We start from the raw sequence: 14,580 nt of genomic DNA, 5'->3' as shown, positions 1-14,580 counted from the left end.
GGTAAGGATCGTACGAGCTGATACAGATTACGGGCATGTCCCTGGTTCGCGCAGGGCCGTTTCCCGCCTGTCAGCGGCTGGTGGCAGGATCGGAAGCATGCCGGATCAGTCAGTACAGCCTTCCCCCGACCCTTATGACGCACTGCTGTTGCTCTCCTTCGGCGGGCCGGAAGGCCCCGAGGACGTCGTGCCGTTCCTGGAGAACGTCACGCGCGGGCGGGGCATCCCCCGCGAGCGGCTGAAGGAGGTCGGCCGGCATTACTTCCTCTTCGGCGGGGTCAGCCCGATCAACGCGCAGAACCGCGAGCTGCTGCACGCGCTGCGCAAGGACTTCGCCGAGCACGGCCTGGACCTGCCGGTCTACTGGGGCAATCGCAACTGGGCGCCGTATCTGACCGACACCCTGCGCGAGATGGCCGCCGACGGCCACCGCCGCATCCTGGTGCTGGCCACCAGCGCCTACGCCTCGTACTCCGGCTGCCGCCAGTACCGCGAGAACCTCGCGGACGCCCTGGCCGCCCTGGAGGGCGAGGGCCTGCCGCTGCCGCGCGTCGACAAGCTGCGGCACTACTTCAGCCACCCCGGCTTCGTGCGGCCCATGGTGGACGCCACGCTGGCCGCCCTCGCCCAGTTGCCCGAGGAGCGCCGCGCCGGGGCCCACCTCGCCTTCACCACGCACTCCATCCCGACCGCCGCCGCCGACACCTCCGGCCCGGTGGAGGCGCACACGGAGGACGGGGAGGGCGGCGCGTATGTCGCCCAGCACCTCGATGTGGCCCGGCTGATCGCCGACGCGGTGCGCGAGGAGACCGGTGCGCCGCACCCCTGGCGGCTGGTCTACCAGTCGCGCAGCGGCGCGCCGCACATCCCCTGGCTGGAGCCGGACATCTGCGATCACCTCGAGGAGCTGCACGGCGAGGGCGTGCCCGCCGTCGTCATGGTCCCGATCGGCTTCGTCTCGGACCATATGGAGGTCAAGTACGACCTCGACACCGAGGCCACGGCCAAGGCCGCCGAGCTCGGTCTGCCGGTCTCCCGCGCCTCGACCGTCGGCGCCGATCCGCGGTTCGCCGCGGGCGTGCGCGATCTGGTGCTGGAGCGCGCGGCCACCGAGCGCTTCGCCGAGGACCGGGCCGCGGCCGCCCCGGAGCGCTGCGCCCTGGGCGCCCTCGGCCCGAGCCATGACGTATGCCCGGTGGGCTGCTGTCCGGCCCGCTCGCCGCGCCCCGCCGCCGCGGGCTCGGACTGAGCGTCCCCGCCCCGCCACCGCCGCTGCCCGTCCGGGCAATCCGCTAAGGAGCACGATGACCGACCCGCTCATGACCGAACTCCTCGATACGGCGCTGGAGGCCGCCCGTGGCGCGGGGGACCTGCTGCGCGACGGCCGCCCGGCCGACCTCGGGGTGGCGGCCACCAAGACCAGCCCGATCGACGTCGTCACCGAGATGGACATCGCCGCCGAGAAGCTGATCACCGACCTCCTCGCGCGCCGCCGCCCGCAGGACGGCGTGCTCGGGGAGGAGGGCGCCAACAGCGAGGGCAGCAGCGGGGTGCGCTGGGTGATCGACCCGCTCGACGGCACGGTGAACTACCTCTACGGCCTGCCGTCGTGGGCGGTCAGCATCGCCGCCGAGAAGGACGGCGAGACGGTCGTCGGGGTGGTGACCGCCCCGATGCGCGGCGAGACCTTTCAGGCGGTCCTGGGCCGCGGCGCCCGGCTGAATGGGGAGCCGGTGCACTGCCGCCCCGCGGCCCCGCTGGAGGAGTCGCTGATCGGCACCGGCTTCGGGTATGTGCGCGAGCGCCGCATCGGGCAGGCCAGGGTGCTCAACGACGTGTTGCCGCGGGTGCGGGACATCCGGCGCGGCGGATCGGCCGCCATCGACCTGTGCGATGTGGCCTGCGGCCGGCTCAACGGCTACTACGAGCGCGGGCTCAACCCCTGGGACTTCGGGGCCGGTGCCCTCATAGCGCGCGAGGCGGGCGCGCTCACCGGAGGGCGGCCTGGCGTCCCTGCCTCCACGGAGCTGACCATCGCCGCCGCCCCCGGCCTTTTCGAGCCGCTGAGGGGGCTTCTGGACGACCTGGGCGCCTGGCACGACTGATCCCGCCCCCGGGTCCACATGCCCCCGGTCCACACCCCCCGCCCACACGCGGAAACGCCCCGGAGTCACAAGGACACCGGGGCGCTTCGGCGTGGTTACCGGATGCTTTCTGGATCACCATCCGGAGGTGAATGGGAATCGGCTACATGGAGGGAATCCGGATCTGGATCGGGTCCGGAATCCGCAAGGGATCAAGCAAACGAGGCGCTTACTTCGACACCGTGCTCGGCGGCGAGGCGACGGAGGTCTTCCAGCTCCGACTGCTCCACGTCCACAAGAAAATCGTCGCCCGTCTCACGGGCGCGAATGAGATCGGTCTTGGTGTTCTCTATGCGCTGCAGAATGCCTGCGGTGAACGCGTCCATGTGCGCCCCCTCGTCGTGGGTCGGTGGCACGGGGGTGTGCCGACGGCGGGACGATCACGTGCGTGGCCCTTGCCGACGGCAATGACAGTGAGGGATGCCGGAGACAAGGCGTGATCGCGGGTGTGCAGTCGTCCTCCCCACCCCGTCCTGGGCGGAAACCTCGGGCCCCGAAAGAATCTGAATTCGGCGTTCCAGCCGCTGCCGCCCCTGCCACCGCGTCCATGATCGGGCTGCGGGATCCCGAGGCGATCCCTCTTACCGCCGGTTTATGAGACTTCGAGGCAGGATGGAGGCGCCGAACACTCATCGAGTTTGGCGAGATCATGCCCAGTGCGGCAATCAAGGAAGGACTAACGACGTGCGCGTACTCGTCGTCGAGGACGAGCAGCTGCTCGCCGATGCGGTGGCCACCGGACTACGCCGGGAGGCCATGGCCGTCGACGTCGTGTATGACGGAGCCGCCGCCTTGGAGCGCATCGCCGTCAACGACTACGACGTCGTCGTCCTCGACCGGGACCTGCCCCTGGTGCACGGCGATGACGTCTGCCGCAAGATCGTCGAACTCGGCATCCCCACCCGGGTCCTGATGCTCACCGCCTCCGGCGACGTCAGCGACCGCGTGGAGGGCCTGGAGATCGGCGCGGACGACTATCTGCCCAAGCCCTTCGCCTTCAGCGAACTGATCGCGCGGGTGCGGGCGCTCGGCCGCCGGACGACCGTCGCCCTGCCGCCCGTCCTGGAGCGCGCCGGGATCAAGCTGGACCCCAACCGCCGTGAGGTGTTCCGGGACGGCAAGGAGATCCAGCTGGCGCCGAAGGAGTTCGCGGTCCTGGAGGTGCTCATGCGCAGCGAGGGCGCCGTGGTCTCCGCGGAGCAGCTGCTGGAGAAGGCGTGGGACGAGAACACCGACCCGTTCACCAACGTGGTGCGGGTGACCGTGATGACCCTGCGCCGCAAGCTGGGCGAGCCCGCAGTGATCGTCACCGTCCCCGGCTCGGGTTACCGGATCTGATCCGGCATGGCGACGACTCCGACCCCGCTGCCGCCGACGGCACCGCCCAAGCCCAGCTGGGACCCCCAGGGCGCCTCGCGCCCCAACCCCTGGCTGCGCCCCACGATCCGGATACGGCTCACCCTGCTGTACGGCGGGATGTTCCTGATCGCCGGGGTGGTGCTGCTGACGATCATCTACCTGCTGGCCGCCCAGGCCCTGCACGTCGGCAACGAGCTGCCGTTCAAACTGGTCGGCGGCAGTGTCCAGCCGACCAACAACACCTGCCCCGAGATCATCGGCCAGAGCAGCCCGGACCAGTTCAACGCGGTCCTGAACACCTGCATGAAGGAGCAGCGCCAGCTCGCCCTGGACGGGCTGCTGCGCCGCTCCCTGATAGCCCTCCTGGGCCTGTCCGTGATCGCCTTCGCCTTCGGCTACGCGATGGCCGGGCGGGTGCTCTCGCCGCTCGGCCGGATCACCCGGACCGCGCGCCAGGTGGCGGGCTCGGACCTGTCCCGCCGGATCGAGCTGGACGGCCCGGACGATGAGCTCAAGGAGCTCGCCGACACCTTCGACGAGATGCTGGAGCGCCTGGACCGTGCGTTCACCGCCCAGCAGCGGTTCGTCGCCAACGCCTCGCACGAGCTGCGCACCCCGCTGGCGATCAACCGCACCCTGCTGGAGGTGCAGCTCTCGGACCCCCAGGCGTCCCCGGAGCTGGTCCAGCTGGGCAAGACCCTGCTGGCCACCAACGAGCGCAGCGAGCAGCTCGTGGAGGGTCTGCTGCTGCTGGCCCGCAGCGACAACGAGATCGTCGACCGCAAGCCGGTGGATCTCGCCGAGGTGGCCTCCCAGGCGATGGAGCAGGTCCGGGCGGAGGCCGAGGGCAAGGGCGTGGAGCTGCGCGGACAGCGCGCTCCGGCGGTGGTCCAGGGCAATGGAGTGCTGCTCGAGCGGATCGCGCTGAACCTCGTCCAGAACGCGGTGCGGTACAACATTGCGGAGGACGGCTGGGTGGAGGTCACCACCGAGAGCCGGCCGGGCCAGGCCGTGCTGGTGGTGGCGAACACCGGTCCGGTGGTCCCCGCCTACGAGATGGACAACATTTTCGAACCCTTCCGCAGGCTCCGTACCGAGCGCACCGGCAGCGACAAGGGCGTCGGCCTCGGGCTGTCGATCGCGCGGTCCGTGGCGCGCGCCCACGGCGGCAGGATCGCGGCGGAGCCGCGTGAGGGAGGTGGCCTGGTGATGCGGGTGGTGCTCCCGGTCTGACGCCGGGAAACCCGAGGCCGGGAGCCTGCCCGGGAGATGTTCGCTTTGGGCGGAATTTTCGTGATCCGCCCACCCGAGGTAGGCTGTGTGATCGATCACATGGGCGATTTTCCGGCCATATACTCTGCGTGATCGTCGCGGTTGACGGAAAGCCGGGAACATCCGGGTTTTCGGGGACCGTGATCACGGGAAGTACACGTCATGGCGCATGCGAGTGCGACATGCGGACCGTGTACGGTCCCGATGGCCATCCAACCCGATCACCTCTTCAGGGGTGCGGTTGGGTGTCGATTGAGTAACAGACCTTGATGTGAGGCAAAATCTCCGCCTCGGGTCGGGCACAAGTCCGGCCTCTCACGCGTTACGTGCGCTGGAGACACCACAGATACCCAGAGGGGGAGAGCGACATGGCAACGGACTACGACACCCCACGCAAGACCGACGATGACGTCAACGAGGACAGCATCGAGGAACTGAAGGCCCGGCGGAACGACAAGTCTGCGTCCACCGTCGACGTCGACGAGTTCGAGCAGGCCGAGGGACTCGAGCTGCCCGGTGCGGACCTCTCCAATGAGGAGTTGTCCGTCCGGGTGCTGCCTCGTCAGGCGGACGAGTTCACCTGCATGAGCTGCTTCCTCGTGCACCACCGCAGCCAGCTGGCCGCCGAGACCAAGAACGGCCAGCCGATCTGCCGCGACTGCGCGGCCTGAGCCGCGGGGTCGGCGTGGAGGCGGAGCACGACGACGTGGACGAGGCCGAGCGAGGCCGGATGGCCTCGCTCGCGACCAACCTCGGCCGCGGTGTACGAAGAGGCGGCGAGCGCGCGAGAGCGGGGGTCTACGCGGTCGCCGACCGGATCATCGCCAATGCTCCACGCATCCCGGTCCGCGATCTCGCGATGCTGCGCGAGCAGTTCCCGGGGCTCGGCCCCGAAGAGCTCGCGGACAAACTGGTGGCCGGTGCCGCGGGCGGCACCGCCACAGTGGGTGCGGGCGTCGGCGCAGCGGCGATGCTGCCGGCCCCGCCCGCCATGCCCACCGAGCTGGCCGCCGAGATCGTCGGCGTGGCCTCCATAGAGTTCAAGCTGATCGCCGAGCTGCACGAGGTCTACGGCGTGCGGGCGCCCGGCACGGTGCGTCAGCGCGCCATCGCGTATCTCGGCTGCTGGGCCGAGGAGCGCGGCATCGACGTCGCCCAGCCGGCGAGCGTCAACGCGGCCCTGGGCGTCCAGATGAAGCGCGAGCTGCGGCAGCAGGTCCTCAGACGCAGCTTCCGGAACATGCCGGTCCTGGCGCCCTTCATGGTCGGCGCGGCCGTGGGAGCCGCGATGAACCGGCGCGACACCAAGAAGCTCGCGCGCAAGGTCCGCAAGGATCTGCGGGCCAAGCAGATCCCCTGGGACCTCCCGCTGTCCCTGGAGAGATGAGCGCCTCGCGCGGCCCCGCTCAGGCGGGTTGCACGGCCGTGAGCGCGGCGGCCAGCGCCTCCGGATTCCGTGTGGACACATACACATACGGTGTCGGGTCCTGCGGATCGGTGACTTCCACCCGCAGCGCGGTCGGGATGTAGCTGCGCAGCAGCATGAACGCCCGCGGATCGGCCTTGTAGGTCCGCCAGGCCGCCGTCTCGGCGGCGTCCAGCACCTGCGGGGTCCCCAGCACCGACACCGGGATCCGCGCCTCGCCGGCCACCAGTGAGTCCCCCACCACGCGCACCCGGGCCGACCCGTACGAACTCACCGCGACGCAGGCCAGCGCCGCACCGCCGATCAGCCCGCCGAGCATCGGCAGAGTGCCGAACGGCAGCATGATCAACCCCACGGAGACCCCGATCAGAACGGCGATGAACCACCAGGAACGGGGCGCGCTGAGGCGTTCTTCGTAAGGCTGCATGCGTATCAGCTTGGCATGGCCGCCGAACCGGACTGTTCTCGCGGGTAAGGTCAGCCGTTGTGACTGGACGAACGACAGGGCTGACGCCACCGGAGGGCGCCACGGCACCCGTGCGCCACCCCGACGCGCCCGCGCCCGGGAAGCCCCTCGGTGTGCACTACGACCAGTGCTTCGGCTGCGGCGATCATCCGGGGGGCCTGGGATTGATCGCGCGGGCGGGCGAGGGCGTGAGCGTCACCGCCGAGTTCACGGTGCGCCCCGGCCATCAGGGCGCGCCGGGCCTGGCCCACGGCGGGGTGCTGGCCGCGGCGCTGGACGAGACGCTCGGGGCGCTCAACTGGCTGCAGCGGGCGATCACGGTGACCGGGCGGCTGGAGACCGACTTCGCACGGCCCGTGCCGGTCGGCACCGAGCTGCATCTGGAGGCACGGGTGACCGCCGTGCACGGCCGGAAGGTCTACTGCTCGGCCACGGGCCGGCTCGGCGCTCCGGACGGCCCCGTCGCGGTGCGGGCGCAGGCCCTCTTCATAGAGGTGCGGGTCGACCACTTCATCGAGAACGGCCGGGCGGAGGAGATCGACGCGGCGCTCGCCGATCCGGATCAGGTGAAGGTCGCGCGCGCTTTCGAGGTGAACCCATGAGTCCGCTGCCCGTCGACGTGCTGATCCGCAGGGTGGACCCCGAGGTGCCGATCCCCGGGTACGCCCACCCCGGCGACGCGGGGGCCGACCTGGTCACCACCGAGGCGGCCGAGCTGGCTCCGGGGGAGCGCGCGGTTCTGCCCACCGGAGTGTCTATCGCGCTCCCGGAGGGGTATGCCGCCTTCGTGCATCCACGGTCCGGACTTGCCGCGCGCTGCGGCGTAGCCATGGTGAATGCCCCGGGGACCATCGATGCCGGGTACCGTGGAGAGATCAAGGTGATCGTGGTCAATCTGGACCCGCGCGAGAGCGTGCGGTTCGAGCGCTTCGACCGGATCGCCCAATTGGTCGTCCAGCAGGTCGAGAAGGTGCGCTTCCAGGAGGTGGCGGAGCTTCCCGGGTCGGCGCGGGCCGAAGGGGGCTTCGGGTCCACCGGCGGTCATGCCGCCGTGGACGGCACAACGGGTGGGAATGGATTCGCTTCGGTCGGTTCCGACCGGGAAGGACGATGACGTGTTCGGACGTCGCCGCAAGCGCAGCAAGGAGGACGTCGAGTCGCTCGACGTGACCTCCGACGAGTTGGCCGAGGACGCGGAGGACGCGGACGGCGCTGAGGACACCGCCGCACCCGTGGAGGCCGGCCGGGTGAGCCTGCCGCCGGCCCCGCGCCCCGAGGGCCCCTGGGACGTATCCGAGGTGCGCGAGCCCGGCGAGGGCCGGGTGGACCTCGGTGGTCTGTTCGTACCCGGCGTCGAGGGCATGGAGCTGCGGGTGGAGGTCGCGGGGGACGCGATCGTCGCCGCGACCGTGGTGCTGCGGGACAGCGCCGTGCAGCTCCAGGGCTTCGCAGCGCCCAAGAAGGAAGGCATCTGGGGCGAGGTGCGCGACGAGATCGCCACCGGCATCACCCAGCAGGGCGGGGTCGTCGACGAGGTCGAGGGCCCGCTCGGCTGGGAGCTGCGCGCCCAGGTCCCGGTGCAGCTCCCGGACGGCAAGAACGGTGTGCAGGTGGTCCGCTTCGTCGGTGTGGACGGGCCCCGCTGGTTCCTGCGCGGTGTGATCTCCGGGCAGGGCGCGGTGCAGCCCGAGACCGGCAGCCTCCTGGAGGCGATCTTCCGGGACACGGTCGTCGTGCGCGGCGAGGGCCCGATGGCCCCGCGCGACCCGATCGTCCTCAAGCTGCCGGACGACGCGCAGATGGTGCCCGACGGGGTGCAGCAGGACGAGGCGCAGGGCTCGCGGTTCGCGGGCGGCGCCGACCGGCTCCAGCGCGGCCCGGAGATCTCCGAGGTCCGCTGAGCCGCCGTCGCGCACGGCAGGAGACAAGGCCCGAAGGGGCCCGGGGCAGGGCCCCCGGGTCCCTTCGGCGTTTCTCGGAGGTCGCTTCGGGGATTTCGCGCGACACGGTGAACACACCGGCCGCACCGGCCGTACTCATGGGCGCGAGACCTTGTGACGCTCCGAGGGGGAGAGGGCGCGTCGCGAGAGACACCCCCTGTCCGACCTCAACGAGGTGAGTGATCAGATGTCGCGTGGCCTTCCGTTACTGCACCGCCGGAGAATCCTCGTCTCCGGCGCGATCGGCGGTATCACCTGTGCGGCTGTCGTGGTGGGAGCCGCCATGGCCGATCAGGACGACGGCAGCGGCGACGCCAATGCGTCGACCAAGGCCGCGCAGACCATCAGCTGCCCCGCGGTGGCCGGTTCCCTCCCGGAGATCCCGGCGGAGGCCCAGGCCGAGGTGGACCGTAACCTCGCCCTGCTGGACACGCAGCTGGCGGAGGCCAACAAGCGGCTCAGCACCAGCCAGGGCGAGGGCGGCCCCAACTTCGTGCAGAACGCCATCCTCGGTCCCCTGGCGGACAAGCGGAAGTCCACCCTGGACCGCATCGCGATCTCCATCGGACGGCGCGCCGAGAAGCCGGCGGGGCTGGACGCGCTCGCCGAGTGCACCCTCTCGGGCGGTGAGGCGGACAGCGGCGCGACCCCGACCGCCGCCGCGTCCGAGCCCGCGGGCGGAGGAGCCGAGCAGGGTTCCGGGGCCGAGCAGGGCGGAGGAGCCGAACAGGGCGGCGGGGCCGACGCGGGCTCCGGCCAGACGATCAGCTGCCCGGATGTCGCCTCGAAGATCAGCGGCGTGCCGGCGGCGGCCCAGGCCGAGGTGGACCGCAATATCGCGCTGCTCCAGACGCAGCTCGACGAGGCCAACAAGCGGCTCAGCACGAGCCAGGGCGAGGGCGGCCCCAACTTCGTGCAGAACGCCATCCTGGGCCCGCTGAAGGACAAGCGGGCCTCGACGATCGACCGCATCGAACTCTCCTTCTCCCGCCAGGGCTCGACCGCCCCCTCCGGTCTCGACGCCCTGGCGGGCTGCTCGCTCACATCCGGCTGAGCCGACGGCGCAAGGCCCGGCCCGAGGTGAGCGTCTGCCGGTGGGCCGTACTCTTCTCTGCGGAGTACGGCCCACCGGCTTTTCGTATGGGGTTCGCCCGGGGTTGGGCGGCCGGGCGTCAAAGGCGCGTCAAGACGGCGCCGACGACCGTAAGGGAGCCGTCAAGGAACGGCCGGCCCGGCCGGAGACGAGGTTTGCTCTACAAGCATCGCCCTCTGGCAGCTCGCCATGAGCTCAGGCGCCGTCCAACAGGGAAAATAGGGGTATGGGACGCGGAAAGTTGCGGATCTACCTCGGTGCGGCACCGGGCGTGGGCAAGACGTACGCGATGCTGTCCGAGGGGCATCGCCGGGTCGAGCGGGGCGCGGACCTCGTGGTCGGCTTCGTGGAGCACCACGGCCGTCGCCGTACCCAGGTGATGATGCACGGGCTCGAGGAGGTGCCCCGCCGGGAGCTGGAGTACCGGGGGAGCACCTTCACCGAGATGGACGTGGACGCGGTGCTGGCGCGCCACCCCGCCATCGCCCTCGTCGACGAGCTGGCCCACACCAACGTCCCCGGCTCCCGGAATGAAAAGCGCTGGCAGGACGTCGAGGAGCTGCTGCGCGCGGGCATCGACGTGGTCTCCACCGTCAACATCCAGCACTTGGAGTCGCTGGGCGACGTGGTGGAGTCGATCACGGGGGTGCGCCAGCGGGAGACCCTCCCGGACGAGGTGGTGCGCCGGGCCGACCAGATCGAGCTGGTCGACATGTCGCCCCAGGCGCTGCGCCGCCGTATGGCACACGGCAACATCTACGCGCCCGACAAGGTCGACGCCGCGCTGTCGAACTACTTCCGGCCCGGGAACCTGACCGCGCTGCGCGAGCTGGCCCTGCTGTGGACCGCCGACCGGGTCGACGAATACCTCCAGCAGTACCGCGACGAGCACTCCATCCGCTCCACCTGGCAGGCGCGTGAGCGCATCGTCGTCGGGCTGACCGGCGGCCCGGAGGGACGGACCCTGATCCGCCGCGCCGCCCGGATGGCCGCCAAGGGCTCCGGCAGCGAGATCCTCGCCGTCTACATCGCCCGCAGCGATGGCCTGACCTCGGCCTCCCCCAAGGAGCTGGCGGTCCAGCGCACCCTCGTGGAGGACCTCGGCGGCACCTTCCACCACGTCATAGGGGAGGACATTCCGGGGGCACTGCTGGAGTTCGCCCGCGGTGTCAACGCGACGCAGATCGTGCTCGGCTCCAGCCGCCGCAAGACCTGGCAGTACATCTTCGGACCCGGGGTGGGCGCCACCGTCGCCCGTGACTCCGGGCCCGACCTGGACGTCCACATCGTCACCCATGACGAGGTCGCCAAGGGCCGTGGGCTGCCGGTCGCGCGCGGGGCCCGGCTCGGCCGCTCCCGGCTGATCGCGGGCTGGGTGGTAGGGGTGGCCGGACCGGCCCTGCTCACGCTGCTGCTCACCGGCACCGGCGCCACCCTCGCCTCCGAGGCCGGGCCCGGCTTCGCCAACGAGGTGCTGCTCTTCCTGTTCCTCAATGTGCTGGCCGCCCTGCTGGGCGGCATGGTGCCCGCCCTCGCCTCGGCGGCCGTCGGCTCGCTGCTGCTCAACTACTACTTCACCCCGCCCACCCACACCCTGACCATCGCCGACCCCGAGAACATCGTCGCCATAGCGATCTTCGTGGCGGTTGCCGTCTGTGTGGCCTCGGTGGTTGATCTCGCCGCCCGCCGCACCCACCAGGCCGCCCGGCTGCGGGCCGAGTCCGAGATACTGTCGTTCCTCGCGGGCAGCGTGCTGCGCGGCGAGACCAGCCTGGAGGCGCTGCTGGAGCGGGTCCGCGAGACGTTCGCCATGGACTCGGTGGCGCTGCTGGAGCGGGAGAGCGACGTCGCCCCGTGGACCTGCGCGGGCAGCGTCGGCAGCCACGACGGGACCCCGGCGCCCGAACGGCCCGAGGACGCGGAGGTGGACATGCCGGTCGGCGACCATATGGCGCTCGCGCTCTCCGGCCGGGTCCTGCCCGCCGAGGACCGCCGGGTGCTCGCCGCCTTCGCCGCCCAGGCCGCCGTCGTCCTCGACCGGCAGCGGCTGGCCCAGCAGGCCGGGCAGGCCCGTGAGCTGGCCGAGGGGAACCGCATCCGCACCGCGCTGCTCGCCGCCGTCAGCCACGATCTGCGCACCCCGCTCGCGGCCATCAAGGCGGCCGTGAGCTCCCTGCGCTCCGATGACGTCGCCTGGTCGGAGGAGGACGAGGCCGAGCTGCTGGAGGGCATCGAGGACGGCGCCGACCGGCTGGACCACCTGGTGGGCAACCTCCTGGACATGTCCCGGCTGCAGACCGGCACCGTCACTCCGCTCATCCGGGAGATCGACCTGGACGAGGTGGTGCCGATGGCGCTCGTCGGCGTCCCCATGGCCAAGGTCACCCTCGACATCCCCGAGGAGCTGCCGATGGTCGCGGTCGACCCCGGGCTGCTGGAGCGCGGCGTCGCCAACATCGTCGAGAACGCGGTGAAGTACAGCCCGCCGGACCGCCCCGTGCTGGTCTCCGCGAGCGCCCTCGGCGACCGTGTGGAGCTGCGCGTGGCCGACGGCGGCCCGGGCGTGCCGGACAGCGAGAAGGACCGTATCTTCGAGCCCTTCCAGCGGTACGGGGACGCCCCGCGCGGCGCCGGGGTCGGCCTCGGGCTGGCCGTCGCCCGTGGCTTCGCCGAGGCCATGGGCGGCCGGCTGACCGCCGAGGACACCCCCGGCGGCGGTATGACCATGGTGCTCACGCTGCGTGTCGCCGCCGGCCGCCCGCCGGTCGACCCCGGCCTCCCGGTCCAGGTCGGCTCCACGTCAGGCACAACGACACGGAAAGGCAGGCCCGCCACATGAACCGGGTGCTTGTGGTCGACGACGAGCCGCAGATCGTACGCGCCCTCGTGATCAACCTGAAGGCGCGCAAGTACGAGGTCGACGCCGCCGGGGACGGCGCCACCGCGCTTCGGCTGGCCGCCGCCCGCCATCCCGATGTGATCGTGCTCGACCTCGGTCTGCCCGATATGGACGGGGTGGAGGTGATCAAGGGGCTCCGGGGCTGGACCCGGGTGCCGATCCTGGTGCTCTCCGCCCGTCAGACCTCGGACGAGAAGGTCGAGGCCCTGGACGCCGGGGCGGACGACTACGTCACCAAGCCGTTCGGCATGGACGAGCTCCTCGCCCGGCTGCGCGCGGCCGTCCGCCGTGCCGAGCCCGCCGGGCAGCCGGACGACTCGGTGGTGGTGGAGACCGATTCGTTCACCGTCGACCTGGCCGCCAAGAAGGCCCATCGCGACGGCCGCGATGTGCGGCTGACCCCCACCGAATGGCATCTGCTGGAGGTCCTGGTGCGCAACGCCGGCCGCCTGGTCAGCCAGAAGCAGCTGCTGCAGGAGGTCTGGGGCCCCTCGTACGGCACCGAGAGCAACTACCTGCGGGTCTATATGGCGCAGTTGCGCCGCAAGCTGGAGGCCGACCCCTCGCATCCGCGCCACTTCGTCACCGAGCCGGGGATGGGCTACCGGTTCGAGCGCTGAGTGGGTCGGGCGATGAGTGCGGGACGGCGTTTCGACGCCGACGCACCGGTACGCTGGCCGTATGAGTTCCGTACCCCACCCCTCCGACGGGGCCGACAGGGGAGTCAGGTCCGACAAACCGGTCGGCCGGTTCCGGCGGATGCTGGACCGGCTGTCGAGCTCCCAGGAGGAACTGCACTCCGCCGAGCTGCAGCAGGACGCGGAGGCCGCGGGCTGCACCAAGATCGGCGACTGCGGCGACCGTCAGATCGTCAAGGTGACGGGCACGCTGCGCACGGTGACGCTCAGACCGCGGGCCGGAGTTCCCGCTCTGGAGGCGGAGCTCTTCGACGGCACCGCCGCGCTGGACGTGGTGTGGCTGGGCCGTCGCTCCATCATCGGGATAGAACCGGGGCGCAAGCTGATCGCCTCGGGCCGGATCTCCATGAGCCATGGGCGCCGGGTGCTGTTCAATCCGAAGTACGAACTCCGACCGCTCGGACAGGAGTAGCCGGTGACGCCAGACGACAAGACGACCCCGACCGGGCACCGAAGCGCCGCCGCCGACAGCAGGGCGGCGGCGGACACCGCGCTCCTGGAGGCGTTCGGCGGGGTGCGGGGCATGGTGGACACCACCGTCCCCGGTCTGGTCTTCGTCCTGCTGTACACGATCAACCGCGACATCCATCTCGCCGCGATCGCCGCGCTCGGTCTCACCGTGCTGCTCGCGGTCACCCGGCTGGTGCGCAAGGAGACGCTGAAGCACGCCTTCAGCGGGGTGTTCGGGGTCGCGTTCGGCGCGATCTTCGCGATGATGTCCGGCGACGCGAAGAACTTCTATCTGCCGGGCATGCTCTACACCCTGGGGCTGGCGATCGCCTACATTCTCTCGGCGATCTTCCGCTTTCCGCTGATCGGGGTGTTGCTCGGGCCGATGCTCAAGGAGAACCTCTCCTGGCGTACCCGTAACCCCGGCCGGTTCCGCGCCTACACCCGGTCCACCTGGGCGTGGGGGCTGATTCTGCTGGCCAAGTCGGCGGTGCTGTTCCCGCTCTACTGGTGGGGGGACGCCACCCAGCTCGGCTGGGTCAAGGTCGCGCTCGGCATTCCGCCGTTCCTGCTCTGTGTCTATCTGACCTGGATCTTCCTCGCCAAGGCTCCGCCGCCGATCGACGTGATCGCGGAGATGGAGGCGGAGGAGAAGGCCGAGCGGGAGCGGAAGTCCCAGGTCGGCACGGCCGCCGATCCGGTGCTCTCGGAGTGGACCGACCAGATCGTGTCCGAGGCCCGTACCGAATCGGCCGACCGGCAGCCGCCCCGGCACTGAGGCCACCCAGGCACCTGAGCCACTGAGACCGCGGCCCGGGCTCCCCGTATGGGGA

At 70.9% G+C, this 14,580-nt stretch carries 16 protein-coding genes; 14 read left to right on the top strand and 2 right to left on the bottom strand.

Annotated features, from left to right (window positions below; genetic code table 11):
• The first annotated feature begins 97 nt into the window (after window positions 1–97).
• A complete protein-coding gene (locus J5X86_RS40140; protein WP_208521573.1) occupies window positions 98–1,249 on the top strand; it encodes a ferrochelatase in 1,152 nt (383 codons plus the stop codon).
• A gap of 55 nt (window positions 1,250–1,304) precedes the next feature.
• Window positions 1,305–2,105, top strand: a complete 801-nt coding sequence (locus J5X86_RS40135; RefSeq protein WP_208521572.1) for an inositol monophosphatase family protein — start codon at window positions 1,305–1,307, stop codon at window positions 2,103–2,105.
• Window positions 2,106–2,296: 191 nt separating this feature from the next.
• Here the strand turns inward: J5X86_RS40135 and J5X86_RS40130 are convergent, their stop codons facing one another.
• Window positions 2,297–2,470 carry a hypothetical protein gene (locus tag J5X86_RS40130; RefSeq protein WP_014055412.1) on the bottom strand — a complete coding sequence of 58 codons (174 nt, stop codon included), beginning with the start codon at window positions 2,468–2,470 and terminating at the stop codon, window positions 2,297–2,299.
• Between the two features lie 358 nt (window positions 2,471–2,828).
• Here J5X86_RS40130 and J5X86_RS40125 point away from each other — a divergent pair, with 358 nt between their 5' ends.
• From J5X86_RS40125 to J5X86_RS40110, 4 genes are all read left to right on the top strand, one after another.
• Window positions 2,829–3,482, top strand: coding sequence for a response regulator transcription factor (locus J5X86_RS40125; RefSeq protein WP_014055413.1), 654 nt, complete (start codon window positions 2,829–2,831; stop codon window positions 3,480–3,482).
• Window positions 3,483–3,488: 6 nt separating this feature from the next.
• Window positions 3,489–4,736 carry a HAMP domain-containing sensor histidine kinase gene (locus tag J5X86_RS40120; RefSeq protein ID WP_059141647.1) on the top strand — a complete coding sequence of 416 codons (1,248 nt, stop codon included), beginning with the start codon at window positions 3,489–3,491 and terminating at the stop codon, window positions 4,734–4,736.
• 407 nt (window positions 4,737–5,143) lie between these two features.
• Window positions 5,144–5,446 carry a DUF4193 domain-containing protein gene (locus J5X86_RS40115; protein WP_009714537.1) on the top strand — a complete coding sequence of 101 codons (303 nt, stop codon included), beginning with the start codon at window positions 5,144–5,146 and terminating at the stop codon, window positions 5,444–5,446.
• 14 nt (window positions 5,447–5,460) lie between these two features.
• The gene (locus J5X86_RS40110) at window positions 5,461–6,162 is read left to right on the top strand and encodes a hypothetical protein (protein ID WP_208521571.1); all 702 of its coding nucleotides are present in this window, start codon (window positions 5,461–5,463) and stop codon (window positions 6,160–6,162) included.
• A 19-nt stretch (window positions 6,163–6,181) separates the two neighbouring features.
• Here J5X86_RS40110 and J5X86_RS40105 read toward each other — a convergent pair whose 3' ends face one another.
• Complete coding sequence (locus tag J5X86_RS40105) at window positions 6,182–6,628, bottom strand: DUF3093 domain-containing protein (protein ID WP_208521570.1); 447 nt, start codon at window positions 6,626–6,628, stop codon at window positions 6,182–6,184.
• A gap of 59 nt (window positions 6,629–6,687) precedes the next feature.
• Here J5X86_RS40105 and J5X86_RS40100 point away from each other — a divergent pair, with 59 nt between their 5' ends.
• The 8 genes from J5X86_RS40100 to J5X86_RS40065 all read left to right on the top strand — a co-directional run bounded on the left by J5X86_RS40100 (window position 6,688) and on the right by J5X86_RS40065 (window position 14,525).
• Window positions 6,688–7,269, top strand: coding sequence for a PaaI family thioesterase (locus J5X86_RS40100; protein WP_208521569.1), 582 nt, complete (start codon window positions 6,688–6,690; stop codon window positions 7,267–7,269).
• Window positions 7,266–7,781, top strand: a complete 516-nt coding sequence (dut, locus tag J5X86_RS40095; protein WP_078644247.1) for a dUTP diphosphatase — start codon at window positions 7,266–7,268, stop codon at window positions 7,779–7,781. Before J5X86_RS40100 ends, dut begins: the two co-directional genes overlap by 4 nt.
• A gap of 1 nt (window position 7,782) precedes the next feature.
• Window positions 7,783–8,568, top strand: coding sequence for a DUF3710 domain-containing protein (locus J5X86_RS40090; protein WP_093465219.1), 786 nt, complete (start codon window positions 7,783–7,785; stop codon window positions 8,566–8,568).
• A 226-nt stretch (window positions 8,569–8,794) separates the two neighbouring features.
• Window positions 8,795–9,661 (top strand): hypothetical protein, encoded by an 867-nt coding sequence (locus J5X86_RS40085; protein ID WP_208521568.1) that lies wholly within the window; start codon window positions 8,795–8,797, stop codon window positions 9,659–9,661.
• A gap of 265 nt (window positions 9,662–9,926) precedes the next feature.
• Window positions 9,927–12,539 (top strand): sensor histidine kinase KdpD, encoded by a 2,613-nt coding sequence (locus tag J5X86_RS40080; RefSeq protein WP_208521567.1) that lies wholly within the window; start codon window positions 9,927–9,929, stop codon window positions 12,537–12,539.
• On the top strand, window positions 12,536–13,219 hold the full coding sequence (locus J5X86_RS40075; RefSeq protein WP_208521566.1) for a response regulator: 684 nt from the start codon (window positions 12,536–12,538) through the stop codon (window positions 13,217–13,219). The genes J5X86_RS40080 and J5X86_RS40075 overlap by 4 nt, the downstream gene beginning before the upstream one ends.
• Before the next feature lie 61 nt (window positions 13,220–13,280).
• Window positions 13,281–13,709, top strand: coding sequence for an OB-fold nucleic acid binding domain-containing protein (locus J5X86_RS40070; RefSeq protein WP_014055423.1), 429 nt, complete (start codon window positions 13,281–13,283; stop codon window positions 13,707–13,709).
• Between the two features lie 3 nt (window positions 13,710–13,712).
• Window positions 13,713–14,525, top strand: a complete 813-nt coding sequence (locus tag J5X86_RS40065) for a DUF3159 domain-containing protein (protein ID WP_208521565.1) — start codon at window positions 13,713–13,715, stop codon at window positions 14,523–14,525.
• The last annotated feature ends 55 nt before the right edge of the window (window positions 14,526–14,580 follow it).

It is taken from the genome of Streptomyces sp. NEAU-YJ-81 (genome assembly GCF_017592595.1).
GTDB lineage: Bacteria > Actinomycetota > Actinomycetes > Streptomycetales > Streptomycetaceae > Streptomyces > Streptomyces hygroscopicus_B.
The sequence above is the reverse complement of the archived record's forward strand: the minus strand, read 5'-3'. Positions and strand labels throughout refer to the sequence as shown.